General features: G+C 62.9%; 20 protein-coding genes and 1 pseudogene. 12 read left to right on the plus strand and 9 right to left on the minus strand.

Going from position 1 to position 23,876, the window contains the following annotated elements:
* Positions 1–7: 7 nt before the first annotated feature.
* The 8 genes and pseudogenes from B7E02_RS01185 to B7E02_RS01220 form a co-directional block, all read right to left on the minus strand.
* Positions 8–589, minus strand: coding sequence for a VanZ family protein (locus B7E02_RS01185; protein WP_080792067.1), 582 nt, complete (start codon positions 587–589; stop codon positions 8–10).
* A gap of 57 nt (positions 590–646) precedes the next feature.
* Complete coding sequence (locus B7E02_RS01190; RefSeq protein ID WP_080792069.1) at positions 647–2,410, minus strand: SulP family inorganic anion transporter; 1,764 nt, start codon at positions 2,408–2,410, stop codon at positions 647–649.
* 151 nt (positions 2,411–2,561) lie between these two features.
* Positions 2,562–2,747 (minus strand): annotated as a pseudogene (locus tag B7E02_RS14565) (DUF4177 domain-containing protein); the annotation flags it as partial.
* Between the two features lie 36 nt (positions 2,748–2,783).
* The gene (locus B7E02_RS01200; RefSeq protein WP_080792074.1) at positions 2,784–3,887 is read right to left on the minus strand and encodes an alkene reductase; all 1,104 of its coding nucleotides are present in this window, start codon (positions 3,885–3,887) and stop codon (positions 2,784–2,786) included.
* A gap of 37 nt (positions 3,888–3,924) precedes the next feature.
* Positions 3,925–6,786, minus strand: a complete 2,862-nt coding sequence (leuS, locus tag B7E02_RS01205; protein WP_080792075.1) for a leucine--tRNA ligase — start codon at positions 6,784–6,786, stop codon at positions 3,925–3,927.
* Positions 6,787–6,907: 121 nt separating this feature from the next.
* Complete coding sequence (locus B7E02_RS01210) at positions 6,908–7,285, minus strand: HigA family addiction module antitoxin (protein WP_080792078.1); 378 nt, start codon at positions 7,283–7,285, stop codon at positions 6,908–6,910.
* A 181-nt stretch (positions 7,286–7,466) separates the two neighbouring features.
* Positions 7,467–8,297: a fumarylacetoacetate hydrolase family protein gene (locus B7E02_RS01215; RefSeq protein WP_080792083.1), complete on the minus strand. Its 831-nt coding sequence runs from the start codon at positions 8,295–8,297 to the stop codon at positions 7,467–7,469.
* Positions 8,298–8,463: 166 nt separating this feature from the next.
* Entirely contained in the window at positions 8,464–9,693 is a 1,230-nt protein-coding gene (locus tag B7E02_RS01220) for a dicarboxylate/amino acid:cation symporter (RefSeq protein ID WP_080792086.1), read from the minus strand.
* A 321-nt stretch (positions 9,694–10,014) separates the two neighbouring features.
* On the opposite strand from B7E02_RS01220, the gene B7E02_RS01225 reads away from it, so the two are divergent.
* From B7E02_RS01225 to B7E02_RS01260, 8 genes are all read left to right on the plus strand, one after another.
* On the plus strand, positions 10,015–10,506 hold the full coding sequence (locus B7E02_RS01225) for an SdpI family protein (protein WP_080792089.1): 492 nt from the start codon (positions 10,015–10,017) through the stop codon (positions 10,504–10,506).
* Between the two features lie 367 nt (positions 10,507–10,873).
* Positions 10,874–12,442, plus strand: coding sequence for an anthranilate synthase component 1 (locus tag B7E02_RS01230; RefSeq protein ID WP_080792093.1), 1,569 nt, complete (start codon positions 10,874–10,876; stop codon positions 12,440–12,442).
* On the plus strand, positions 12,439–13,086 hold the full coding sequence (locus B7E02_RS01235; RefSeq protein WP_080792096.1) for an anthranilate synthase component II: 648 nt from the start codon (positions 12,439–12,441) through the stop codon (positions 13,084–13,086). The genes B7E02_RS01230 and B7E02_RS01235 overlap by 4 nt, the downstream gene beginning before the upstream one ends.
* 5 nt (positions 13,087–13,091) lie before the next feature.
* Positions 13,092–14,120, plus strand: a complete 1,029-nt coding sequence (gene trpD, locus B7E02_RS01240) for an anthranilate phosphoribosyltransferase (protein WP_080792099.1) — start codon at positions 13,092–13,094, stop codon at positions 14,118–14,120.
* On the plus strand, positions 14,107–15,546 hold the full coding sequence (gene trpCF, locus B7E02_RS01245; protein ID WP_143336678.1) for a bifunctional indole-3-glycerol-phosphate synthase TrpC/phosphoribosylanthranilate isomerase TrpF: 1,440 nt from the start codon (positions 14,107–14,109) through the stop codon (positions 15,544–15,546). The genes trpD and trpCF overlap by 14 nt, the downstream gene beginning before the upstream one ends.
* The gene (trpB, locus tag B7E02_RS01250) at positions 15,543–16,799 is read left to right on the plus strand and encodes a tryptophan synthase subunit beta (protein WP_080792106.1); all 1,257 of its coding nucleotides are present in this window, start codon (positions 15,543–15,545) and stop codon (positions 16,797–16,799) included. Before trpCF ends, trpB begins: the two co-directional genes overlap by 4 nt.
* Positions 16,796–17,635, plus strand: a complete 840-nt coding sequence (gene trpA, locus B7E02_RS01255) for a tryptophan synthase subunit alpha (protein WP_080792109.1) — start codon at positions 16,796–16,798, stop codon at positions 17,633–17,635. The genes trpB and trpA overlap by 4 nt, the downstream gene beginning before the upstream one ends.
* Before the next feature lie 72 nt (positions 17,636–17,707).
* Positions 17,708–18,583 (plus strand): ABC transporter ATP-binding protein, encoded by an 876-nt coding sequence (locus tag B7E02_RS01260; protein WP_080792111.1) that lies wholly within the window; start codon positions 17,708–17,710, stop codon positions 18,581–18,583.
* Positions 18,584–18,782: 199 nt separating this feature from the next.
* Here the strand turns inward: B7E02_RS01260 and B7E02_RS01265 are convergent, their stop codons facing one another.
* Positions 18,783–19,013: a hypothetical protein gene (locus B7E02_RS01265; RefSeq protein WP_080792114.1), complete on the minus strand. Its 231-nt coding sequence runs from the start codon at positions 19,011–19,013 to the stop codon at positions 18,783–18,785.
* Between the two features lie 275 nt (positions 19,014–19,288).
* On the opposite strand from B7E02_RS01265, the gene B7E02_RS01275 reads away from it, so the two are divergent.
* The 4 genes from B7E02_RS01275 to B7E02_RS01290 all read left to right on the plus strand — a co-directional run bounded on the left by B7E02_RS01275 (position 19,289) and on the right by B7E02_RS01290 (position 23,876).
* Positions 19,289–20,158 (plus strand): hypothetical protein, encoded by an 870-nt coding sequence (locus tag B7E02_RS01275; protein ID WP_080792119.1) that lies wholly within the window; start codon positions 19,289–19,291, stop codon positions 20,156–20,158.
* Between the two features lie 57 nt (positions 20,159–20,215).
* Complete coding sequence (locus B7E02_RS01280; RefSeq protein WP_080792123.1) at positions 20,216–20,611, plus strand: Rieske (2Fe-2S) protein; 396 nt, start codon at positions 20,216–20,218, stop codon at positions 20,609–20,611.
* Positions 20,612–20,960: 349 nt separating this feature from the next.
* The gene (locus B7E02_RS01285; protein WP_080792126.1) at positions 20,961–21,941 is read left to right on the plus strand and encodes a bile acid:sodium symporter family protein; all 981 of its coding nucleotides are present in this window, start codon (positions 20,961–20,963) and stop codon (positions 21,939–21,941) included.
* A 720-nt stretch (positions 21,942–22,661) separates the two neighbouring features.
* Positions 22,662–23,876, plus strand: coding sequence for an extracellular solute-binding protein (locus tag B7E02_RS01290; protein ID WP_080792129.1), 1,215 nt, complete (start codon positions 22,662–22,664; stop codon positions 23,874–23,876).

The raw sequence follows: 23,876 nt of genomic DNA on the forward strand, positions 1-23,876 counted from the left end.
ATCGGTACTAGCGGAGGCTGGAGGTGACCATCAGACCCAGGATGGACACGCAGCCGGCGATGAGGGTCCAGCACAGTCCCTTCACCGCATCCCGGGGAGCTTTCAGGGCGATCAGCGCGCCGAGGGCCCCGCCGATGGTGTTCAGGAGGAGATCATCAACATCGGTGTAGCCCACCGCGAACACGAACTGCGCCACCTCGATGATGAGACTGACCAACGCCGAATAGGCGATGACCTCCAACAGCGGAAATCTGCTCCGGCTTCTCAGCACCACGAGGAGGAGAAAACCGAAGGGCAGGAACAGCGCGACATTGCCGATGGTGTTGGCCCACGGGCCCCACCAGATCGGAGCGTCGGAGAAACCGTTGAACAGCACCAGATCCAGGGAACGCTGGTGGTGCGCTCCGGTGTTCCACACCCCGCCCAGTGAAAGGTAGCCCTTGCACAGGGTCAGGGCGACCAGCAGCACCGCGTAGACACCGAATGCGAAGGGGACAACCGCGGGCACGCGGGGACCGATGGATCGTTTCATCTCAATCACGCGCCTCCCGGAGGAGGTGTCGTGCTCGGGTGCATGGGAAATGGACATAACGGCCGAACATAGTCCGTGCTGCTGGCAGTGAACTGTCACAGCACCGAGAAACCGCTAGTGATGATCATCCTCCTCGATGACCTCCTCAGGGTTCAGCCCCTCACTCGCCAACGCCGCGAGATCCTTCTTCTTGGCGCGGGCGGCCCGGAACTCCGGGCGCAGCCCGGCGAGATCTACCCCCTTCTTCACCGCATCCGCGACCGTGGGAAACAGGCTGACCTTGTCCATCAGACCCGATCGCCTGAGCGCCTTCTGCGTTGGCCGGGTTGCCCGGGCAATGAGAACCGGGATCTTCTCATCCTCAAGGTGACTGATCAACGTCCCCATGGCCAGCACACCGGTGTAGTCGAGATCTGAGATCGCGGCCGCATCGAGAACGACCACGGAGTAGTCGCCGTGATCGAGTTCGTTGTGTATCCGCTCCAGGACGAAATCGGCATCCGCGTACCAGATCGGTGCCTCCACCGACCACACCAGCACCTCCGGAACCTGGACGGTATCCACTCCGACGTCAACCGGGACCCAATGGTTGGACTGCGGGATCAGCCCCTTCCGGTACACCGGTGGCCGGGCCTCACGGCGCGTCCGGTCCAGCAGTGTGACCAGGGCGGCAACGGCCACACCCTGCACTATTCCCATGACACAGACCAGCACCACGGTCCCCAGGGCGATCATCAGCTCCATCCGGCTGAAGGCTGCGATCCGGCGCAGCTCCTTCACCCTGATAAGGGAGAAGGCGATCTGAAGCAGGACCGCGGCCAGCGCCGCCACCGGCAGAACCGAGAGCAGACCGGTACCCAGCAGCAGCACCCCCGACACGATGATCGCGGCGCTTATGGAGGAAAGCTGGGTTCTGCCCCCGGCCTCATAGACAAGCCTGGTCCTGGGTGGCGAGCTGTTGACCGCGAAGGCGCCGGCGGCGGCCGCCACGATGGATGCCGCCCCCACGGCGGCGAGATCGCGGTCGAGGGTCCCGTGCCCCTGCCTGGTCGTTTCCTCCGTCGCTCCCGTCTGCACGGTGATCAGCAGCGCGATCACCAGGGCGGAGGGGAGCAGATCCCACGCCGATGCCCATGGAACGACGGAGAAGTCCGGCACCTTCCACACCGAGTCCGGTGCGTCGAGGGTGCGCACACCGTACCGCTCGAAGCCGGACACCGCCGCCACCACGGAGGCCACCACCAGCCCGAGGAGTGCGCCGGGAAAACGACTGGAGAACAACCTCGCCCCGCCACCGATGATCAGCACACCGATGGCCAGCCCCAGGGCACGGACATTGATCTCCTGCCACCTCACCGCCACCTCGTAGAGCTGCTCCGGGACGTTGCCCGAGGTTTTCCCCTCCATCCCCAGCACTGTGGTCAGCTGGGAGGCGATGATGCTGATGCCGATTCCCGCCATGAGACCGATGGTCACCGGCCTGGACAGGAACTGGGTTATCCATCCGCCACGGATGACTCCGATGCCGAGCAGCAGCAACCCGGTCATAAGGGAAATCAGCATGATCGACCCGGGATCGGCGTCAGCGGGTTGATGCGTGGCCGTGACGGCCGTTCCCGCCGCTCCGGCTGCCAGCATCGGGGCGATGGTGGTGTCGGGACCGACAGAGAGTGTGCGGTGCGCGCCGAGCAGCGTGAACACCAGGGTGGCGATGCTGAAACCGAGCAGCCCCAGAGCCGGGGAGACCCCGAGCAGCTGCGCCGCCGCCATCGATCCCGGGATGGCGATGGCCGCCAGGGTGAGACCGGCGAGGATGTCGGCGGACAGGGATGTCCGGACACCGCGAAGGGTGGGCAGAAACCAGGCCCGTGTAGTCATAGGTACAGGTTTACCTGCAAAACGGACACCCGGACAGTTTTCCCGCACCACGGGCGGAGTTTCCGCCCGTGGTGCGGATCCGCAGTGTCCGGGTCTGGCAAAACCGCAACCCGGGGTCGCGTGTCCTCAGGACGGTCCTAGTTGTACTGACCCGCTCGAATACGACGAGGACACCGTCCACGCCACCCGGTCCGATTCTGCCCTTGACATCAACTGAGGTCAGCGACTTGTAGCGCCACCCATCCCTGGCCTCCCTGTTCAGAACCTTCTCCAGCTTGTCGCCGGACATCTTCCCTCCGAGCAGACCCTCGCGCATTTCCACAACCTTGTATTCCATATCCATGGTCACCGAGTGTAGAGAGATCCCCCCACCCTAGCTGCGGTCACGGGCGAGCTCGGGATAGTCGGTGTATCCGTGGGCGCCACCGGAATAGAAGGTGGAGGCATCCGGCGGATTCAGCTCAGCTCCCGTGGCCCACCGTTCGACGAGGTCCGGGTTGGAGATGAACAGCCGTCCGACGGCGACGGCATCTGCGCCGAGGTCATCGACTAGATGGCGGGCATCGTCATAACCGGTTACCGTCGGGAATCCGGTGTTGAGGATCAAAGGGATGCCCAGCTCCCGCTGGATCCCATCACGCAGGAACCGACCCACCCGATCCGCGGGATCAAGTTTGAGCACCGAGATGTACGCAGGGGTGAGGTCCCGAATCCCGGAGAACAGGGCGCCGTAGGTGGCGATCACATCCTGTTCGTCTGGTTCCACGGTCCCCTGGACGTTGTGCTGCGGCGAGATGCGAACGGCCGTGCGCTGCGCACCGATCTCCCCGGCCACGGCGCGAATAACCTCGATCAGCAGCCGGGCCCGGTTCTCCGGCGAGCCACCGTAGGCGTCATCTCGATGATTTGAGGTGGGGGCGAGAAACTCGTGGAGCAGATATCCGTTGGCACCGTGAATCTCCACGCCGTCAAGTCCGGCGTCAACCGCGCGGCGGGCCGCAGCGACAAACTCATCGACGATCCGCGGCAGCTCCGCGGTGTCCAGGGCGCGGGGAACGGGGGCCTGGAACTTCTTACCCTCCCAGCCGTGGACCTCGATGCCCGCCGCAATCGCGCTCGGCGCCTCCGGGATCCCACCGCGGAGCAGATCCGGCGCGGACACGCGTCCGCCGTGCATGATCTGCATGAACACGACCCCGCCCCGACGGTGCACTGCCTCCGCGACACCACTCCATCCCCGTTGTTGTTCTTCGTTCGCGATTCCGGCCTGCCCGGGGAAGGCCCGGTTGCCAAATGCCGGGAAGGTGCCCTCGGTGACAATCAGTCCGGCCCCGGCCCGTTGGCTGTAGTACTCGGCGTGCAGTTCGGTGGGCACGCCGTCCTCGCCCGCGCGCTGCCTGGTCAGGGCTGCCATGGTGATCCGGTTTCCCAGTTGTCGGTTGCCGAGTATGAAGGTGTCAAAGATTCGGGTGCTCATGCCCGGTGCAGCACTCCCGGGCGGAAACGTATTCCCTTTATTTCACCACCAGGTTGACCATCCGCCCGGGAACCACGATCTTCTTGACGATGTTCCTACCCTCGGTGTTGGCGATAACCTTGCCATCGGCGAGTGCGGCGTCGATGATCTCCTCCTGGGAGGCATCGGCGGCAACCGTGATTCGGCTGCGCACCTTGCCATTAATCTGAACCGGCAATTCGATCTCATCGTCCCTGAGCCACTTCTCATCGAAGGTGGGGAAGGGCTCGTAGGTGATGGTGTCCCCGTTTCCGAGCCGTTTCCACAGTTCCTCCGCGATGTGGGGTGCGATGGGCGACACCATCACGAGCAGCGGTGTGACCGCCGCCGCGGGCACCTCGCCCGGGTAGGTCTTGGTGAGATAGTTGACGTACTCGATGAGTTTGGCCACCACCGTGTTCACACGCAGGTTGGCGTAATCCTCACGGACCCCCGCAACCGTACGGTGCAGCGCCTTGTTGTCCTCGTCGCTGAGTGGCAGATCTGTGGTGAGGATGGAACCGCTGTCCTCATCGACGATCAGCCGCCACAGTCGCTGGAGGAAGCGCTGAGCACCGACGACGTCCTTGGTCGCCCAGGGGCGTGAGGTGTCCAGGGGCCCCATGGACATTTCATAGACGCGCAGGGTGTCCGCGCCGTAGTTCTCGCAGATGTCATCCGGTGCGACGGCATTCTTCAGGGACTTGCCCATCTTGCCGTATTCCTGGTTGACCTCCTTGCCGTCAAAGTAGAACCGGCCGTCCTTTTCCTCCACGCTTTCCGCCGGCACGTAGACGCCACGGGAATCGGTGTAGGCGAACGCCTGGATGTAACCCTGGTTGTACAGGCGGCGGTAGGGCTCACTGGAGGTGACATACCCCAGATCAAAGAGCACCTTGTGCCAGAAGCGGGAGTACAGCAGGTGCAGTACCGCATGCTCGACACCGCCGACGTAGAGGTCCACGCCACCCGGGTCATTCGGACCATGAACGTCGGGGCGGGGTCCGGTCCAGTAGCGCTCATTGTCTATGTTGCAGAACTGCTCGGAGTTGGTCGGATCTATGTACCGGAGCTGGTACCAGGATGAACCGGCCCACTGTGGCATGACGTTGGTGTCCCTGGTGTACTTCTTCACCCCGTCGCCGAGATCCAGTTCAACCTCCACCCACTCCCTTGCCTTCGCCAGGGGAGGGGAGGGTTCGGAATCCGCATCCTCCGGGTCGAAGGACACCGGCTTGTAGTCCTCGACCTCGGGCAGCTCGACGGGGAGCATGGACTCGGGCAGTGCATGGGCGACCCCGCTCTCGTCGTAGACAATCGGGAAGGGCTCACCCCAGTAGCGCTGGCGGGCGAAGAGCCAGTCGCGCAACTTGTACTGGATGGTGCCGCGGCCGAGGTGCCTGCTATCCAGCCACTCGATGGTCGCAGCCACGGCTTCGGACTTGGCCAGACCGTTGATATCAAGACCCTGGTCATTGGCCGAGTTCACGGCGGTTCCGGAGTCGGTGAAGGCGGCCTCGGCGATGTTGCCACCTGCCACAACCTCCCTGATGGGAAGGCCGAAAACCTTTGCGAACTCATAGTCGCGCTCATCGTGGGCGGGAACGGCCATGATCGCGCCGGTACCGTATCCGGTGAGCACGTAGTCTGCGATGAACACGGGGATCTTCTCGCCGTTGACCGGGTTCGTGGCGTAGGCGCCGAGGAACACTCCGGTCTTGTCCTTGTTCTCCTGGCGCTCCAGGTCCGATTTGGCTGCGATTCCAGCGCGGTAGGCGGCAACCGCCGACGCCGGATCGTTCCGGTCGTTCGTCCAGTGGGGGTCGACGCCCTCGAAGGATCCCGAGCCGCTTGCCACCAGGGCGTCGACAAGCGGGTGCTCCGGCGCCAGGACCATGTAGGTGACCCCGAAGAGGGTGTCCGGGCGGGTTGTGAACACCGTGATGGTCTCACCCTCACAGGTGAAATCCACCTCGGCGCCACGCGAACGGCCGATCCAGTTGCGCTGCATCGACTTGACCTTCTCCGGCCAGTCGAGCAGTTCCAGATCGTCGATGAGGCGGTCGGAATAGGCGGTGATGCGCATCATCCACTGCGAGAGGTTCTTGCGGAAGACCGGAAAGTTGCCGCGCTCGGAGCGTCCATCCGCGGTGACCTCCTCATTGGCAAGCACGGTACCCAGACCGGGGCACCAGTTCACCGTGGAGTTCGAGCGGTAGACCAGGCGGAAGCCGTCAACGACCTGCTGCTTCTCTGCGGCGGCCAAGGAGTTGTAGTCCGAGCCGTCCCTCGGCGCGAGCTCCCCGGACTCCAGCAGCGGGTAGAGCTCCGCAATCGGCCGTGCCCTCTGCAGCTCCTCATCGAACCAGGAATTGAAGATCTGCAGAAAGATCCACTGGGTCCACCTGTAGAACTCGGGGTCGGTGGTGGCCACCGAACGCCGCGGATCATGCCCCAGGCCCAGCGCGCCGAGCTGGTGCCGCATGTTCTCGATGTTGGCCATGGTGGTGGTACGTGGATGCGTACCCGTCTGGATTGCGTACTGCTCCGCGGGCAGACCGAAGGAATCATATCCGAGCGTATGCAGCACGTTCTTGCCGAGCATCCGGTTGTACCTGGCGAAAACATCGGTGGCGATGTACCCGAGCGGATGCCCGACATGCAGGCCGGCACCGGAGGGGTAGGGGAACATATCCTGAACGAAAAGCTTGTCCTCCGGCAGTGTGTGGCCGTCCTCGGGAGCCAGATCACCTACCGGGTTGGGTGCGTTGAACGTACCTTTGTCCAGCCAGTAGTTCTGCCACTCGCCCTCGATCCTGTTCGCCAGCTCGGGGGTGTAGCGGTGAGCCGGAGTTGAGGTGCCATCACTCGGATTCGTCATGGTTAGACAGTGTAGTAGGTGGGGTGGACATCCACTGTCTCAGGTTCTGCGCCACCGGCACCCCTGCTTGTCGACGCCCCCGCCCGGGGTACGTGCCGGGGCCCGCCGGGACGGCCGGTCTCTAGGCCCGCTCCTCGATCGGGTTGAGATCCCGGTGTCCCAGGCCGGCGTGGGGTTCAATCGCCTCGAGGGTCTCCCTGTGTGCCAGGTAGGCCACGGAGAGATCGTAGTGTGCCTGGAGGGTGAGCCAGAACCGGGGGTCGGGGCCCAGGTAGGCCGCCAGCCGCAGCGCGGTGTCGGCGGTGATCGCACGCTTCCCGTGGATGATCTCATTGATCCGGCGCGGTGGCACGCCGATAGCACGGGCGAGTCCGTTCTGGCTGAGACCGAGCGGCTCCATGAACTCCTGGCTCAGAATCTCCCCCGGCCTCACCGGTCGGGAATCCGACCCCCCCTGCGGTGCGTCAGCGCGTCGCCCCACCATATCGCCCCCTGTCATTGACTGTTGAAAAGATCATTATAACGCACAGCGTTATAGTCCATGACATGGGCCACACTATGGCTCCCATCTGCATCATAACGTGCTGCGTCATAGCGATGGCCGGCAGTGTCAGCCATGACGCGGAGCGCATTGGCGGGGCACGGAACGGCGCCTATGGAACACCCCGATCCCGGTATTCCTACCGCTCGAATACCGTCCGGTTCGCTATGTGGCCCAGCCCCTCGATCTCGATTCTGACCACCTCGCCGTCGCGGATGTAGCGCTTCGGATTTCGGGCGTGACCAACCCCGCCCGGCGTTCCGGTCGCGATGACATCACCCGGGTCCAGCGGGTAGATGTGGCTGATGTATTCGATCAGCTTCTCCGGAGGAAAGACAAGATCGTCGGTGGGAGTCGACTGCATAAGCTCCCCCTCGAGATGGGTCCTCAGCCCGCCACCGGGCTGGAAGGAGTCGGCGGTGGTGAGCCAGGGTCCGAAACCGGCGGTCCTTTCCAGGGACTTGCCCTGGTGCCACTGCAGGGTGGCGTACTGGTAGTCACGGGCCGTGTAGTCATTGATCACCGCGTAGCCGGCGATGTAGTCGGCGGCCTCCGCCTCCCGAACCCGGCGCGCACGCTTTCCAATCACCACCGCCATCTCACCCTCCCAGTCGAGGGCACTTCTCGCCCATTCGGGAACCACAACGTCATCGAAGGGCCCTGTCAGTGCATCGGGAAACTTGATGAACAGAGTGGGGACGCCGGGCAGCTCGCGCCCCATCTCCCTGATGTGGTTGGCGTAGTTCAATCCGACGCAGATGACCTTTCTCGGCGAAGGGAGCGCGGCGTCTAGGTCGGTGGGGGAGAAGGTGAGCGGTGTGCTGTCGGCGTCCTCTGCGACCCGCCGCCATTCAGGGTCGAGGAGGAGCTCGCTCACGCTGCGGTATCCGGTGATGGGTACCGCGGTGTTCTCGCCTTCAACGCGGGCTGCGGTGGTGGTACCTGCGGTGCGGATGGTGGCCAGACGCATGGTGTGAGTCCTTCCGGTACTGGGTGATTGCGGTATCGATGTCCATGATAGGAGCCGGGCACCGAATCATCGCGGGATGAACCGTCCGGATCGGGCCCACTCCACGCTGCAGAGATGAGGATGCCCCACCGCAAGAGCGGTGGGGCATGGGAAAGCCCGGCTGGTGCTATTGCCTGCCCTCCGCCGTGGTTGCGTCCACCAGGACGTCCTCGTCGGGGGACTCCTTGATTTTGCCCTTCGCGTACTTGTTCACGATGATCGCGATCGCCCCGTCGCCGGTGACGTTGGCTGCGGTTCCGAAGGAATCAATGGCGATGTACGCGGCGATCATCAGTGCGACCTGCTCGGTGTCGAATCCCAGCATGGAGGCGAGCAGACCGGTCGCGGCCATGATCGCGCCGCCGGGAACACCGGGGGCTGCGATCATCGTGATGCCGAGCATGAGAAGGAAGCCGATTGCCAGGGGGGTGCTGACCTCGATGTCGTAGATGAACACCACGGCGAAGGCGAAGAGGGTGATTTTCAACATCGATCCGGCCAGGTGAATAGTTGCGCAGAGGGGCACAACGAGTCCCGCCACGTTGGTGTCCACACCATTTTTCAGTGTCTGGGCGTAGGTCACCGGAATCGTGGCCGCGGAGGAGGAGGTTCCCAGTGCCGTGGCATAGGCCGGAAGCATGTTCTTAAACATTGGCCACGGATTCTGCCGGGCCACTATGCCTGCGATAGCGTACTGGATCGCCAGGAGAACGACGGTACCGATGACCGCGAGAATAAGCACCTTGCCGAATGCCGACATGATGTCCAGAAGTCCGCCGTTCATGCCGAGACCGAGGAATATGCCGAAGATGAACAGCGGGAGAAGGGGGATAACGAAGGAGGAGATAACCTTCATCACCACGCGCTCGAGATCCTGCGTGACCTTGAGCAGGGTATCCGACTTGACCGCAGTCATGGCAACGCCCAGGGCGAAGGCGAGCAGCAGCGCGGTCATGGTCTCGAAGGGCGGCGGCATCTCGATATCGAAATAGGGGACCAGGGCATCGGCATCCAGATCCACCCCGGCAACATTGATGCTATCCGCGAGCAGCCACGGATAGAGAAGGTGTGCGGCCCCGTAGGCCAGCAGTCCGGCCATGATGGTGGAGGCATAAGCGATCCCGGTGGTGATTGCCAGCCATTTTCCCGCACCGCGGCCCAATCCGGCAATGGCGGGGGTGATCAGGGAAAAGATCAGAACTGGGATGAAAAAACTGAGGAAGTTTCCGAACAGGCCGTTGAATGTGGTGAAGATCTGCGCGAGCCACACGGGGAAAAAGAGGCTGCACAGAATTCCGAGGATGATCGCCACGATCACCCGGAACAGGAGTGAGGAGCTCAAACGCTTTAGGTCCATTGTTGTTCCTACGTTGGTCAGGGGATTTGGGAATTACTCTCGCCGGAGACCGTGGATGCCACCGGACCGGGGTCCGCCCACGCCTTTCAGGGGATGTGAGAGGGTTGGTGCGACGAGTACAGCCTCACTGATTGGTGGGTGCGCCAGCCAGTTGCGACGAGTGTCAGGGTACTGCAACCTGGGAAATCAACCTATTCTTCCGGGCGGAATGAATCCCTTCGGTGAGAATGCTCACGTACCGCCCCGCTCCGAGGGTTCCTCGCCGATGTGGCACGCGGGCGTGTGCGGTCGAGGAATGCCGCGGGGGATAGAGTGGTTGATATGACGGTGATTGGCATTATCCTGGGTAGCCTTTTCGGCGCCCTCGCATTCTTACTCATTGTGACTGGCGTTCTGGCCTGGACGGCCAAACTGCCCGGCAACCCGGCCGTCGGTATCCGGGTTCCCGAGGTACGGAAATCGCAGGATCTGTGGGAAATGGCGCACCGCGTCGCCGGCCCGCTGTGGACGCTTGCCGGCGTCAGCCTGGGCATCGCCTCGATGATCGCCTTCATAGCCGGAAGCTGGATGTGGATCATCGTTGTTGCGGCCGTGATCGCCTCCCTGGTGTTCATCGGGATGGGCGCGGGAATGGGTGCCCACACGGTGGCCATGGTGGACGCGAAACGTCACAGTGAGGAAATAAGGGCGGCCAGAGATGCCCACCCGGAGTTGCCAGTGGAGCGTCCCGAGCCGGAACCTATGGAGGAGGCACCAAAGCCCCCGGTCGATCTTGATGCACTCAGGCGCGCGATGCGCAATTCCGCCGAGTGATTCAATGGGACGGACGGGCCGGGGGAGAGGGGCGGGAAAAATCCGATCCGCGGGGACAAACCTCCTACTTGGTGATAGGGTGTTATCTCGTGAACAACTTCTGTCAATTCCCCGGCACCCAGTGGTGGTGGCGCGCTAAATGAGCGGGCCTGACACCACGTTGTAATCACACTGAAGGATTTCAAGGCTCGTGCACTTCGTTCGACGAAGAAGCGGGCCTTTTGTGGTTCCGGATCGAGTTCCGGATGCACAGGCGGCAAGCCACGGAGTCGGACGAAGCTCAGTCAATTAAATTGAGTATCGTCCCCGAAGGAAAGGCTCCGCCCCCGATGTCCATCAACACACGATCCACGCAGGTGAGCACCGTATGAGTGCCACCCCCTCCGTCGTTTCCCTGGATGTCCGCTATCACGAGGACGCCGCCAGTCTCTTCGCCCATCTCGGCGGTACGGCGGCCGATGACTCGGCACTGCTCGAGAGCGCTGATATCACCACCAGAAACGGCATTTCCTCCCTGGCACTGCTCAAGGGCTCCGTCCGGGTCACGTGCAGGGGACAGCAGGTGACCGCGGAGTCACTGAGCGCCTCCGGAGAAGCCATTGTCCTCCGGCTCGGCGAGCAGCTGGCACCCTATCTACGGTCGCGGACGACCGGGGGGGCCGTTTTCGAGTTCCCGGTCTCCGATGCGGTGGATGAACGAGAACGCCTCACCGCGGTGAGCACCATCGAGGTCCTCCGCAGGCTGCAACTTGATTCCGGTGTGGAGGATCCCGCCCTGCCACTGGTGATGGGTGGTTTCTCCTTCGATTACCTGGAGACCTTTGAGGAGCTGCCCGCCGTCGGGGAATCAGTGAACACCTACCCCGACTACCAGTTCCTGGTCGCCGAGATCATCCTGGACATCAACCACCAGGAGAAGAGCGCCACCCTCAGGGGCGTCTCCATCGACCCGCAGTCCCTGACCTCGGAGCTGGAGATGCTGGCACGGCGCATCGACCGCGCACTGCCAGGAACCTCGGATGCCTACCGGGGCAGTGCCGGGGACACCGATGTCCTCCGCGTCACCGCCGATATTCCCGATGCGGAGTTCCGCGCGCAGATCACCGGATTGAAGCGAAACATCCACAACGGCGACATCTACCAGGTCGTTCCCGCGCGTACCTTCACCGCGGACTGCCCCGATGCCTTCGCCGCCTATCTGCAGCTGCGCGCAACGAACCCGAGCCCGTATATGTTCTACATCCGCGGCCTCCACGACGGCAGCAGCTATGAGCTCTTCGGGGCCTCGCCCGAGTCCAACCTGAAATTCAGCGCCCACGACCGTGAGCTGCAGCTCTATCCCATCGCCGGGACCAGGCCAAGGGGTTTGAACGCTGACGGGAGCATCAATCACGAGCTGGATATCCGCAATGAACTGGATATGCGCACCGATGCCAAGGAGATCGCCGAGCACACCATGCTGGTGGATCTGGCCCGCAACGACCTCGCCCGGGTGGCCGTTCCGGCATCCCGGCGCGTGGCGGACCTGCTGCAGGTGGACCGCTATTCCCGGGTCATGCACCTGGTCTCCCGGGTGACGGCGACACTGCATCCGGATCTTGATGCGCTCGACGCCTACCGGGCCTGCATGAACATGGGTACTCTCACCGGTGCGCCCAAACTGCGCGCCATGGAGCTGCTCCGTGGCGTCGAGAAGCATCGTCGTGGCTCCTACGGCGGGGCCGTGGGCTACCTGCGGGGCAACGGTGACATGGACAACTGCATCGTCATCCGTTCGGCCTTCGTCCGTGACGGTGTGGCCGCCGTGCAGGCGGGTGCCGGCGTGGTCCGGGATTCGAATCCGCAGTCCGAGGCCGATGAGACCCTGCACAAGGCCTATGCGGTGCTCAACGCGATCGCGCTCGCTTCCTCTTCCACCCTGGAGGTCATCCGATGACTCATGTCGTTCTGATCGACAATCACGATTCCTTCGTCTACAACCTCGTCGACGCCTTCGCCGTCGCAGGGTATGACTGCACGGTTTTCCGCAACACCGTGCCCGTGGAGACGGTTCTCGCAGCTGATCCTGACCTGATCTGCCTCTCACCCGGTCCGGGTTACCCCCACGATTCCGGATTCATGATGGATCTGATCGGGCAAACCCTGGGCAGTGTCCCGCTGCTCGGTATCTGCCTGGGTTACCAGGCGCTGATCGAGTACCACGGGGGCACCGTTGAACCCTGCGGCCCGGTCCACGGCACCACCGACCGGATGCTGCTTAACGACGCCGGCGTCGCACACCCGGTCTTCGCGGGACTGGCCACCGACATCGAACCGGATAGACCGGATGTGCCCGGCCGTCTGGTTCCGGTCGGACGCTACCATTCGCTCGGTTGTGTACGGGCGCCCGCGGGCATCGTTGCGCTGGCGACGTGCGCCTCCGATATCGGCGATGTGATCATGGCCGCGGAGACCGATGACGGAATGGCGATCGGCCTGCAGTTCCATCCCGAATCCGTCCTCAGCCCGACGGGACCGGTGATTCTGAGCAGATGCGTGGATGCACTGTTGGACAAGACGAACAAAGACAAGGACAAGTGAGCGCAATGACCTCCGAAACAACCCTGGCGACCCTGAACAGGTTCCTGGACAACCGCAATCCCTCCCTCGAGGAGGCGATTGAGGTGTTCACCCCGCTGACCATCGGCGACTACGACGATGTCCACATCGCCGCCCTACTGGCGACAATCCGTACCCGCGGCGAGACCTTCGCCGATATCGCCGGTGCCGCGAAGGCGTTCCTGGCCGCCGGGCGCCCCTTCCCGGTCACCGGGAAGGGGCTGATGGATTCCGCGGGCACCGGCGGTGACGGTGCCAACACCATCAACATCACCACCGGCGCCTCCCTGATCGCCGCGGCCGGGGGAGTGCGGATGGTCAAGTGCGGAAACCGCTCCGTCTCATCGAAGTCGGGTTCCGCCGATGTGCTGGAGGCGCTGAACATTCCACTCGACCTGGATGTCGATCGCGCCGTCAAGTGGTTCGAGGCCTCGAACTTCACCTTCCTTTTCGCCCCCGCCTACAACCCGGCGATCGCGCACGTTCAGCCGGTTCGCAAGGCGTTGAAGCTGCCGACGATCTTCAACACCCTTGGACCGCTGCTCAGCCCGGCTCGTCCGGAACTGCAGATCATGGGCGTGGCCCGACCCGAGTCGGGCCAGCTCATCGCCGAGGTCTTCCGTGAGCTCGGACGGAGTCGGGCACTGGTGGTCCATGGTGCCGGCACCGACGAGCTCGCTGTCCATGGCACCTCGCTCATCTGGGAGCTCACCGAGGACGGCAGCATCGAGCACTACACACTCGAGCCCTCGGATCTCGGTGTCCAGGCCAGTTCCCTGGAGGAACTGGCAGGAGGTGATGCCACCCAGAACGCCGCCTTCATGCGCTCAACCTTCGCCGGGGAGGGCCCCCGAGCCCACCTGGATGCCCTGGCGGTCTCGGCCGGCGCAATGTTTTACCTCAATGGTGACGTGAGCAGCTTCGCCGAGGGAACGGAGAAGGCGAAGGCCCTGATTGCCGACGGCACCGTCCGGGACTGGTTGGCACGGCACGAGGAGATTGATTATCGTGCATAAACTACCCACCGTCCTGGAGGGAATCGTCGAGGGCCGGCGTGGGCACCTCGATGATATCCGGGCCCGCATCGCCCACGTTGACGTGGGTGCGCTACCACGATCCGAGCGTTCACTCTATGATTCCCTGAACCGGGGCAGGGGAAGGGCGAGCTTCATCATGGAGTGCAAGTCGGCCTCGCCGTCGCTGGGGCTGATCCGTGATCACTACCACCCCGGTGACATCGCACGAATCTACTCCCGGTATGCCAGTGGCATATCGGTCCTCTGCGAACCTGACCATTTCAACGGCGACTATGATCACCTGAGCACCGTGGCCGCGTCGACCCATCTGCCGGTGCTGTGCAAGGACTTCATCATCGATGAGGTTCAGATCCACGCGGCCCGCTACTTCGGTGCCGACGCCATCCTCCTCATGCTCTCCGTGCTTGACGACGCCCGGTATGCGGAGCTTGCGGCCGAGGCGGAACGTTTCGGCCTGGATGTTCTCACCGAGGTGATAGACGAGGAGGAGGCGGAACGCGCCACGGCGCTGGGGGCCAGGATCTTCGGCGTGAACCACCGTAATCTCCATGATCTCTCGATTGATCTGGACCGTTCGGGTCGCCTCTCCGCCCTGGCCCCACCCGGCGCCCTGGTGATCTCGGAGTCCGGAATCCGGGACAATGAGACGGTCCGCAGGCTCGGCGCCCATTCCCATGGTTTCCTGGTCGGCTCCCAGTTGACCGGCCAGCCCGATGTCGATGCCGCGGCGCGTGAGCTGGTCTACGGCCACAACAAGGTCTGCGGTCTCACGTCCGGATCCGCGGCCCAGGTGGCGCGGGCGGCGGGTGCGGTCTATGGCGGGCTCATCTTCGAAGAGAGCTCTCCACGCAATGTTTCACGTGAAACATCGCATAAAATCATCGCCGCGGAGCCGGGTCTCCGCTACGTCGCCGTCAGTCGGCGAACCTCCGGCTACGCCGACCTCATCCAGGAGGGCATCCATGCGGTTCAGATCCACGCCCCCCTTTGCGACAGTGCCGAGGCCGAGCTGGCTCTGGTGGCAGCCGTCCGCGCAGAACTTCCGGAGGGCATCGAGGTTTGGCGCGCCATCTCCATGACTTCGACCTCCGGTGCCGCCCTTGCCGCAGCCCTGGTCGGGGAGGTTGACAGGCTTGTCCTCGATGCCCACTCCGGCGGCAGCGGCAGCGAGTTCGACTGGTCCACCGTTCCCGACTCGGTGAAGTCGCACTCGCTCCTCGCCGGTGGAATCTCGCCGGAGAACGCTTCCACCGCCCTGGAAGTGGGGTGCCAGGGGCTCGACATCAACTCCGGGGTGGAGTATCCCCGGGGGGCCGGTGCATGGACCGGCCACAAGGATGCAGGCGCCATCATGTCCATATTCACCACGATCCGTACCTTCCACTACCAGAAGGAGATGTCATGACCGACCATGATTCACTGGGGGGACACACCCTCCTCCCCGCCTACTTCGGTGAGTTCGGCGGACAGTACGTCCCCGAATCACTCATCCCCGCACTCGACCAGCTGGAGAAGGCCTTCGTCAACGCCACCTATGATCCGGAGTTCCGGGAGCAGCTCAGCGGATACTTCCGGGACTATCTCGGCCGCCCCACCCCTCTGACGGAATGCTCGAACCTTCCACGCGAGGGCCGGGGGAAGGGTTACGCGCGGATCTTTCTCAAGCGCGAGGACCTGGTCCACGGCGGTGCCCACAAGACCAACCAGGTGATCGGCCAGGCGCTGCTGGCGAAGCGCATGGGAAAGACCCGCATCATCGCGGAGACCGGTGCCGGACAGCACGGTACCGCCACGGCGCTTGCGTGTGCACTCCTCGGCCTTGAGTGCGTGATCTACATGGGTGCCAAGGATGTGGCCCGCCAGCAGCCGAATGTCTACCGGATGCAGCTCCACGGTGCGACGGTGATCCCGGTCGAGTCCGGCTCGGGCACCCTTAAGGACGCGGTCAACGAGGCTCTCCGCGACTGGACCGCGACCTTCCACGAATCCCACTATCTGCTCGGCACCGCCGCCGGACCCCACCCCTTCCCGACGATCGTCCGGGAGTTCCACAAGGTGATTTCGGAGGAAGCCAAGGCGCAGATTCTGGAACGCACCGGTAAGCTTCCCGATGTCGTGGTCGCCTGCGTCGGTGGTGGATCCAACGCCATCGGTATGTTCGCTGATTTCATCGATGATCCACACGTTGAACTGGTCGGTGCCGAGCCCGCCGGTGAGGGTATCGAATCCGGGAAACACGGTGCCACTATCACCAACGGCCAGATCGGCATCCTGCACGGTGCGCGGTCCTATCTGATGCGCAACAGCGACGGCCAGGTGGAGGAGTCCTACTCGATCTCGGCCGGTCTCGACTATCCGGGTGTGGGGCCCCAGCACGCCTACCTGCACTCCACCGGTCGTGCCCGGTATGTCGGAATCACCGACGCAGAGGCACTGGAGGCCTTCCAGTACCTGGCGCGCTTCGAGGGCATCATCCCCGCACTGGAATCATCACATGCCTTCGCCTACGCTCTCAAGCGTGCGAAGCTGGCTGAGGAAACCAACACCAAGATCAACATCCTCGTCTCGCTGTCCGGCCGTGGAGACAAGGATGTGGACCACGTCCGCCACACCCTGGAGGAGCATCCGGAGCTCGTCCTCAAGGAGCAGAACCGATGAGCCGTTACACTGACCTGTTCGCCCGACTCTCCGAGGCAGGGGAGGGGGCCTTCGTTCCCTTCATCATGCTCGGTGACCCGGATCCCGACACCTCCTTCGAGATCATTTCCACGGCCATCGAGTCCGGAGCCGACGCTCTGGAGCTCGGCGTTCCCTTCTCCGATCCCGTCGCCGACGGTCCGACGATCGCTGAATCGCATCTGCGCGCCCTGGACGCCGGCGCGACCGTTGACTCGGCACTGGCCCTGATCGCCCGCATCCGCCGTGCCTACCCGGACATCCCCATGGGAATGCTGATCTACGGCAACGTGCCCTTCACCCGGGGGATAGACCACTTCTACGAGGAATTCGCCGCAGCGGGTGCCGATTCGGTACTGCTGCCTGACGTTCCCGTGCGGGAGGGTCGACCGTTCGCCGAGGCGGCCAGGCGCGCGGGCGTGGATCCCATCTTCATCGCACCGGCCCAGGCGTCGGAGGCGACGCTCGAGGGAGTGGCCGCGGCCTCCTCCGGCTATATCTACGCCATTTCCCGTGATGGCGTCACAGGGACGGAGCGCGCTTCCTCCACCACCGGCCTCAGCGAGGTCGTGGACAACATCAAGCGCTTCGGCGGTGCACCGATTCTTCTCGGTTTCGGTATTTCCTCACCCCGCCATGTGGCCGATGCGATCAGTGCCGGTGCCGCCGGGGCGATCACCGGATCGGCAATCACGAAGATCATCGCCTCGCATTGCGTGGGTGGACATCCCGATTCCTCGACCATCGATGACCTGGAGGCACTGAAGGTTGAACTGCGCGAGTTCATCTCCTCGATGAAGTCCGCAACCCGCGGCTGAGGGCCGCGATAAAACGACAGTGTTTCACGTGAAACACTGTCGTTCCTCCTTCTTTGGGGGTTCAATGAGGGTATGCCCACATCCACAGTTCGTGTTCATCAGGTAACCCGGAGATTCGGCGGTTTCACCGCCGTAAACGATCTGTCCCTCCTCGTCGGCCAGGGAAGTATCCATGGTTTCCTTGGCCCCAATGGTGCCGGAAAGTCAACCACCATCCGCATGCTCATAGGCGTACTCAGACCGAATTCCGGCAGCATCGAGGTCCTGGATCAGAATCCAGCCACTGATCCACGCGTCCTGAGGAGGGTGGGCTACGTCCCCGCGGAGGTCGCCCTGTGGCCCACACTGACGGGACGGGAGGTCCTCCGGGCACTCGCCTCCCTTCGTGGGGCCCCAGTGAGCCAGTCGCGCGAGGAGGAGCTCATCGAAGCCTTCTCCTTCGACCCCGATAAGAAGGTGCGTGACTATTCAACCGGAAATCGGCGGAAGCTGAGCCTCATTGCGGCTCTGGCGCCCGAAACGGAACTGCTCATTCTGGATGAGCCGACCTCCGGTCTCGATCCATTGATGGAGCGGGAGTTCATGCGTCAGATCCGGCAACATCGTGATGGCGGGGGGTCGGTTCTGCTCAGCAGCCACATCCTCAGCGAGGTGGAAAAGCTGTGCGATTATGTCACGGTGATCAAAGATGGTTCTTCGGTGGCCTCCAACTCTATCGACTACCTTCGTTCCATTTCCGCCCACAGGATTTCCGCCCGCATCCGGTCCGTACCACCGGGGCTGAAGGATGTGGACTTCGACCACGGGCATCTGAGCCTGACCACCAACGCGGAGTCCGTCCCGAGTATCCTCCGCATCATCATCGACGCCGGTGGCCAGGATATCATCAGCACCCCGGCCTCCCTCGAGGAGATCTTCCTCCTCCACTACGGGGAGGCGGAGAAGTGATCTCTCTCAACCTCCGCACACACCGCTCCACCATCCTCTGGTGGTGTCTCGGTCTATGGAGTTTCCTGGCGGTCATGCCGGTGGCCTACTTCAACTACTATCCCAGTCTCCAGGAGCGAGGCGCGCTGATCGCCAGCATCCAGGACAACGCCGGGACGACCGCCATGTACGGTCGTTTCGCCCCACCGGGGACCATCGGTCAGTTCACCGCGTGGGAGGGCGGAGCGTGGATGTGCATACTCGCGTCGGTCATGGGCATCCTGCTGCAGACATCCATGCACCTTGGAGCCGAGAACAGGGGAGTGGCGGAGCAGATCATTTCCACCGGCCATTCACGACGCTCCATCCTCGTCGCGGCATACGCGAGCACGGGACTCGTCGCCGTCACACTCGGGCTCGGGAGCACCGCGATCCTGCTGGGAATGGGCATCTACATCCCGGATGAACTCGGTACCGGGGGATCCATCGCCTTCGGCCTCATGCTTACGCTATCCATGCTCGGCTCCACTGCCGTCGCCGGGGTGTTCCAGTTCCTTTTCGGCCGACCCACGACTTTCACCCGCATCGGTCTGGTCACGCTCGCCATCTCCTTCACCATCCGGATGTATGCCGACACCTCCACGCATTCCTGGCTCAACTGGTTCTCCCCCCCTGGGATGGCGTGCTCTGATATCTCCTTTCACCGACGACGATCCGGTTGTCGCGGTGGCCATTGTTCTGATCCTCACCGTCGCACTGGTACTGCTGCTCGCGATAGACGCGCACCGGGACTTCAACACGGGCGTGTTCCGGTTCCACCCACGTTCCAGGGTTCGGCCCCGGATGGTCTCCGGAATCATCGGAATCACCCTTCTCAGCACCAGGGGCTCCGCGATCACCTGGTGCGCAGTATGCGGGTTGATCATCCTGACGATGCTCCCGGTGACCAACTCGCTCATTCCCGCACTCACCGAGGACAATGCGACACTCCAGGTGATCGATGAACTTCTTCCCGAGGGTGATGTCCAGAGCGAGCTGATCATCTACATCTTCCAGTTGGTGTCCATCCTTGTCGCCATAGCCGGAATCCTCCCGATGGTGGCGTACGCGAGGGAGGAGAGGACTCACCTCATCGACTCCGTCCGCGCCACCGGTGTGCCCCGAGGCGCACCGCTGCGGGCCGCGGTGGTTGCGTCGATAGTCACCGTCCTCACCTGCGCGGCGGCCGCGGCGCTCGCCGGCCTGGCGGGCCTGGGGCTCCAGAATTCGAATGGCGGAGATGGTGTGACCGTGGTGCTTCTTGCCAGTCTCTCCATCATTGCCCAGACCGCCCCGCTGGTCGGGTCCGCCGTCTTCTTCGCGGGCCTTGGAAACAGGGCGATCCACCTCACCTGGGGACCTGTGGTGCTGGCATCGACCGTTTCCCTCCTCGGGCCGGTTCTGGGGCTCTCACGGGCGCAGATTGATCTCTCGCCACTCTCGCACACTCTCCGGTCCACCGGGGACGGCACGATGGAACTCGCCGTCTCCCTGGCTGTCGGATCGGCACTCGTGCTGGTGGGCATCTTTCTGGGCTCGCGGAGAGACCTGGTCTAGTTCTCCACTACTCCCTACCGAATTGGTCATGGGAGCCGGAAGGGCGATACTGGAGACATGTCCGATACACAGGAACAGTCATCAGTGTGCTGCAGCCGCCGCACCTTCCTTCTCGGCACCGCCACCACATTTGCGGGCGCCTTTCTGGCCGCCTGCGGCAGTGCCCCCTCGAAGGAGGTCGCCAAGACGGAAGTACCGGTGGGCAGCGCCGTTATTCTCGGCTCAGTGATCATCGCCCAGCCCACCGAAGGGGAGTTTGTGGCCTACTCCTCGGCCTGCCCCCATCAGGGGAACCCCATCACCGAGGTTGATGGATCGACGGTCACGTGCACCAAACACAACTCGACCTTTTCCATTGTTGATGGAAGCTACATCTCGGGGCCGGCACGTTCAGGGCTGCGTGAAGCGACACTCTCGGACAACGGGGACAGTGTGGGCGCTAGTGCGCAGTAGGCAGTGTTTCAGGTAAAACATAAAAAGGGAGAGCGTGAGGAGGAGGAGGGTTGCACGGGCGGATAACGTCACTGTGACCAGTTCATTCTCCGCCATGTTATTGGGCATCACCAATCGTATGATACGACAAGGATTTCCGTCTCCTGCCATCGTGCCAAGGGATCATCGCGGTGGGGAATCATTGCGGCGCTCAACGTCTCCAGCTGCGCATATGCAGGCCCCACGGTAGCAGGATCTTATCCTACACTGCACTCGCGACAGTGAGCACTCGCGACAGTGAGCGCCGCACTCCCGGCGCAGCGGTGGTGTTTGGCCGACACCACCGGTTCAGGCGTTCTACACTAAGCGCATGCTTGAACGCCTGAAACGCCTCGACCCCCTGATACTACTTATTGTCACGGCCGTGATCATCGCGATAGTCTTACCCGCACGTGGCGACTTCGCCGAATGGTTCGACGTAGCCACCAAGTTCGCCATAGCCCTGCTGTTCTATCTTTACGGCGCACGCCTGTCCACCCAGGAGGCCTTGAATGGCCTCAAACACTGGCGGCTCCACCTGACAATCCTTGCGATCACCTTCGTGATATTTCCACTGATCGGCATCGGACTCCAGCCTCTGACGCACATTATCTCACACGATCTGTACATGGGAATTCTCTTTCTCACCCTGGTTCCCTCAACCGTCCAATCCTCCGTGGCGTTCACCTCGATTGCCAAGGGCAATGTTGCCGGCGCGATCGTCGCCGCGTCGCTGTCGAACCTCGCCGGAGTGTTTCTGACTCCGCTGCTAGTCATGCTCCTGATGTCCTCCGGCAGCGGGGTGCACGTTGATCTGCAGGTGTTCCTCAATATTGCGGTACAACTCCTCCTTCCCTTCATCCTCGGCCAGCTGACCCGGAAGTGGGTGAAGGACTTCGCCGCCAACAAGGGGACGAAGATCGTCGACCGCGGATCCATAGCCATGGTGGTGTACTCGGCCTTTTCCGCGGGCATGGTCGCCGGAATCTGGAGCACGGTCAGCATCTTCGAGGTCGCCTTCCTCATCGGTTTCGCCATCATCCTTGTCATCGCGATGCTATGGCTGACCATGTTCATCGCCGTCCAGTTAGGGTTCAACAGGGCCGACTCGATCGCGATCCAATTCTGTGGAACAAAGAAGTCCCTCGCCACCGGACTACCCATGGCCGCCGTCATCTTCGGGGGTGCGAATGTCGGACTTCTGATACTCCCACTGATGATCTTCCATCAGGTTCAGCTGATGATCTGCGCCTGGCTCGCCGCACGTTACGGTAGGCAGGCGGGGGAACAGGCCGCCGTCCGGACATCCTGACCCGTCCCTCGGTACCTGAAATGCCGCCAGGGTACGGGGCGGCACCTGTTCCGTCTCGGTCCAGACATGATGCGGCAGCCACACACCACCCTTACCCACCCGGCCCCTGATCAGCGGGCGACGTCCACCACACAACCTCACGCCACCTCGCCAGGGGAGTGGCATCGCCCCCGCCGACCCTGCAGTCCATCATTACGCCGTGTGGGGACACCGGCGGGGAAGGCTCCGGAGCGGGCGCACCGCATGACTAATGGGGCCGAAGCGGAGCCAGGCAGAAGCCGTACATACGGAGGCAGCTGACGGCCACGGGATTCGACCACGGTCAGACCCGTCCGGACGGAGCACGGAACGGTGTTTCACGTGAAACATCACCCAGGGGAGCGGGGACGACCACACACCCGGGCCACGGTGATCCAGGGACCACCGACAGCGAGGATCACACCTGCACATCCAAGCCCACGGCGACGAGTCTCAGACACACACCTTGGACCTGACCGCGGTGTGGGAGTTCGGCGCGGTCCACTGACCGCGAGCCGACACAAGCGACACGCACCGGCAGCCCCTGGGCCGACATGGTTTCAGCGCTGAATCCAGGAAACACTTTCATTCACCGTGGATGAAAATGTCACCATTTGCGCTACCTGTCTGTAACGTACCAAAAGACAACTACAGACAACTCGGTCTAATAACAATAGACTGACACTTCCATGAAGAGGCCCCATGAGTAACCGCAGAAACACCGTGATCGCATCCGCGATCGCCCTTGCCGTGGTGGGGGTGATCTTCGTGGCTCCGAGCGGTAGTACCGATGAACCGAACGGCGCTGATATCTCCTCGGGCAGCCACCGCTTGAACATCGTCGCCTATGCCGTTCCCAAGGTCGGTTTCGACCACATTATTCCGGCGTTCCGCGATACGGAGCAGGGTAGGGACGTCGGCTTCGCGCAGTCCTACGGCGCATCGGGCGATCAATCCCGCAAGGCTGTCCGGCGGGTACCCGCCGATATCGTCAACTTCTCCGTCGAACCGGACATCACCCGCCTGGTCAATGCCGGGCTGGTCGACGAGGACTGGAAGGATAACGTCCCCGAGGATGAGAGCGGGAAGTCAGTACCCTTCGGCTCCGTCGTCAGCTTTGTCACCAGGGAGGGCAACCCAAAGGGTTTGAACACCTGGGACGATCTGCTTGATTCCGACGTCGAGGTGATCAGTCCGAATCCCGCCAGCTCGGGCTCGGCGAAGTGGAACCTCCTGGCCCCCTACTCGGCCTGGTTCTTCCGGGACATCGCCGAACAGGAGGCCAGGGGAGAGGTGAGTTACGTCCATGCGCACGAGGTCGCGGAAGAGAAGCTCACCCAACTGGTCTCCAGTACCTTCAAGGTTCGCCCGAAGTCCGGGAGGGAGGCCACCTCCACCTTCGAGCAGGGTCAGGGTAATGTGCTGCTTTCCTATGAGAACGAGGCGATCCTCCTGGACCGCACGAGCGGGAACATCGACTATCTCAATCCACCGGAAACCTTTACCATCGAGAACCCGGTGGCGGTGGTCAACACCTCGGAGAGCCTGCAGCAGGCAGAGGACTTCCGCGACTACCTCTTCACCGATGATGCGGAGCGGATCTGGGCATCACAGGGCTTCCGTACGGGTTCCGACCTGTTCAATCAGCAGGGCCAGACCCCGATCATCGATTCCCTGCCTGCGGATGAGCAGGCCGCCTTCAAACCCTACGAGGTCACCTTCTCCATAGATCAGCTGGCGGATGCCTTCGCCAAGCTGGCCGCGGAGGACCCCGCGCTCGATGAGCTCCATGGCCTGTCCAAGGATGGGAAGCCACGCAAGGGGTGGGGCATCGTCGACGCCTTCCTGTTCAAGCGCGCTCAGCCCGGCAGTGGCGACACCGATGGCGTAATCACACAGATCTATCAGGAGGTTTAA

The organism is Corynebacterium pacaense (genome assembly GCF_900169525.1).
Taxonomy (GTDB): Bacteria; Actinomycetota; Actinomycetes; order Mycobacteriales; family Mycobacteriaceae; genus Corynebacterium; species Corynebacterium pacaense.

Coding starts and splice junctions, on each gene's coding strand:
- B7E02_RS01185 (WP_080792067.1), bottom strand. CDS start 589: ATGTCCATTTCCCATGCACCCGAGCACGACACCTCCTCCGGGAGGCGC.
- B7E02_RS01190 (WP_080792069.1), bottom strand. CDS start 2,410: ATGACTACACGGGCCTGGTTTCTGCCCACCCTTCGCGGTGTCCGGACA.
- B7E02_RS01200 (WP_080792074.1), bottom strand. CDS start 3,887: ATGAGCACCCGAATCTTTGACACCTTCATACTCGGCAACCGACAACTG.
- leuS (WP_080792075.1), bottom strand. CDS start 6,786: ATGACGAATCCGAGTGATGGCACCTCAACTCCGGCTCACCGCTACACC.
- B7E02_RS01210 (WP_080792078.1), bottom strand. CDS start 7,285: ATGACAGGGGGCGATATGGTGGGGCGACGCGCTGACGCACCGCAGGGG.
- B7E02_RS01215 (WP_080792083.1), bottom strand. CDS start 8,297: ATGCGTCTGGCCACCATCCGCACCGCAGGTACCACCACCGCAGCCCGC.
- B7E02_RS01220 (WP_080792086.1), bottom strand. CDS start 9,693: ATGGACCTAAAGCGTTTGAGCTCCTCACTCCTGTTCCGGGTGATCGTG.
- B7E02_RS01225 (WP_080792089.1), top strand. CDS start 10,015: ATGACGGTGATTGGCATTATCCTGGGTAGCCTTTTCGGCGCCCTCGCA.
- B7E02_RS01230 (WP_080792093.1), top strand. CDS start 10,874: ATGAGTGCCACCCCCTCCGTCGTTTCCCTGGATGTCCGCTATCACGAG.
- B7E02_RS01235 (WP_080792096.1), top strand. CDS start 12,439: ATGACTCATGTCGTTCTGATCGACAATCACGATTCCTTCGTCTACAAC.
- trpD (WP_080792099.1), top strand. CDS start 13,092: ATGACCTCCGAAACAACCCTGGCGACCCTGAACAGGTTCCTGGACAAC.
- trpB (WP_080792106.1), top strand. CDS start 15,543: ATGACCGACCATGATTCACTGGGGGGACACACCCTCCTCCCCGCCTAC.
- trpA (WP_080792109.1), top strand. CDS start 16,796: ATGAGCCGTTACACTGACCTGTTCGCCCGACTCTCCGAGGCAGGGGAG.
- B7E02_RS01260 (WP_080792111.1), top strand. CDS start 17,708: ATGCCCACATCCACAGTTCGTGTTCATCAGGTAACCCGGAGATTCGGC.
- B7E02_RS01265 (WP_080792114.1), bottom strand. CDS start 19,013: ATGCCCATTCCCAGCAGGATCGCGGTGCTCCCGAGCCCGAGTGTGACG.
- B7E02_RS01280 (WP_080792123.1), top strand. CDS start 20,216: ATGTCCGATACACAGGAACAGTCATCAGTGTGCTGCAGCCGCCGCACC.
- B7E02_RS01285 (WP_080792126.1), top strand. CDS start 20,961: ATGCTTGAACGCCTGAAACGCCTCGACCCCCTGATACTACTTATTGTC.
- B7E02_RS01290 (WP_080792129.1), top strand. CDS start 22,662: ATGAGTAACCGCAGAAACACCGTGATCGCATCCGCGATCGCCCTTGCC.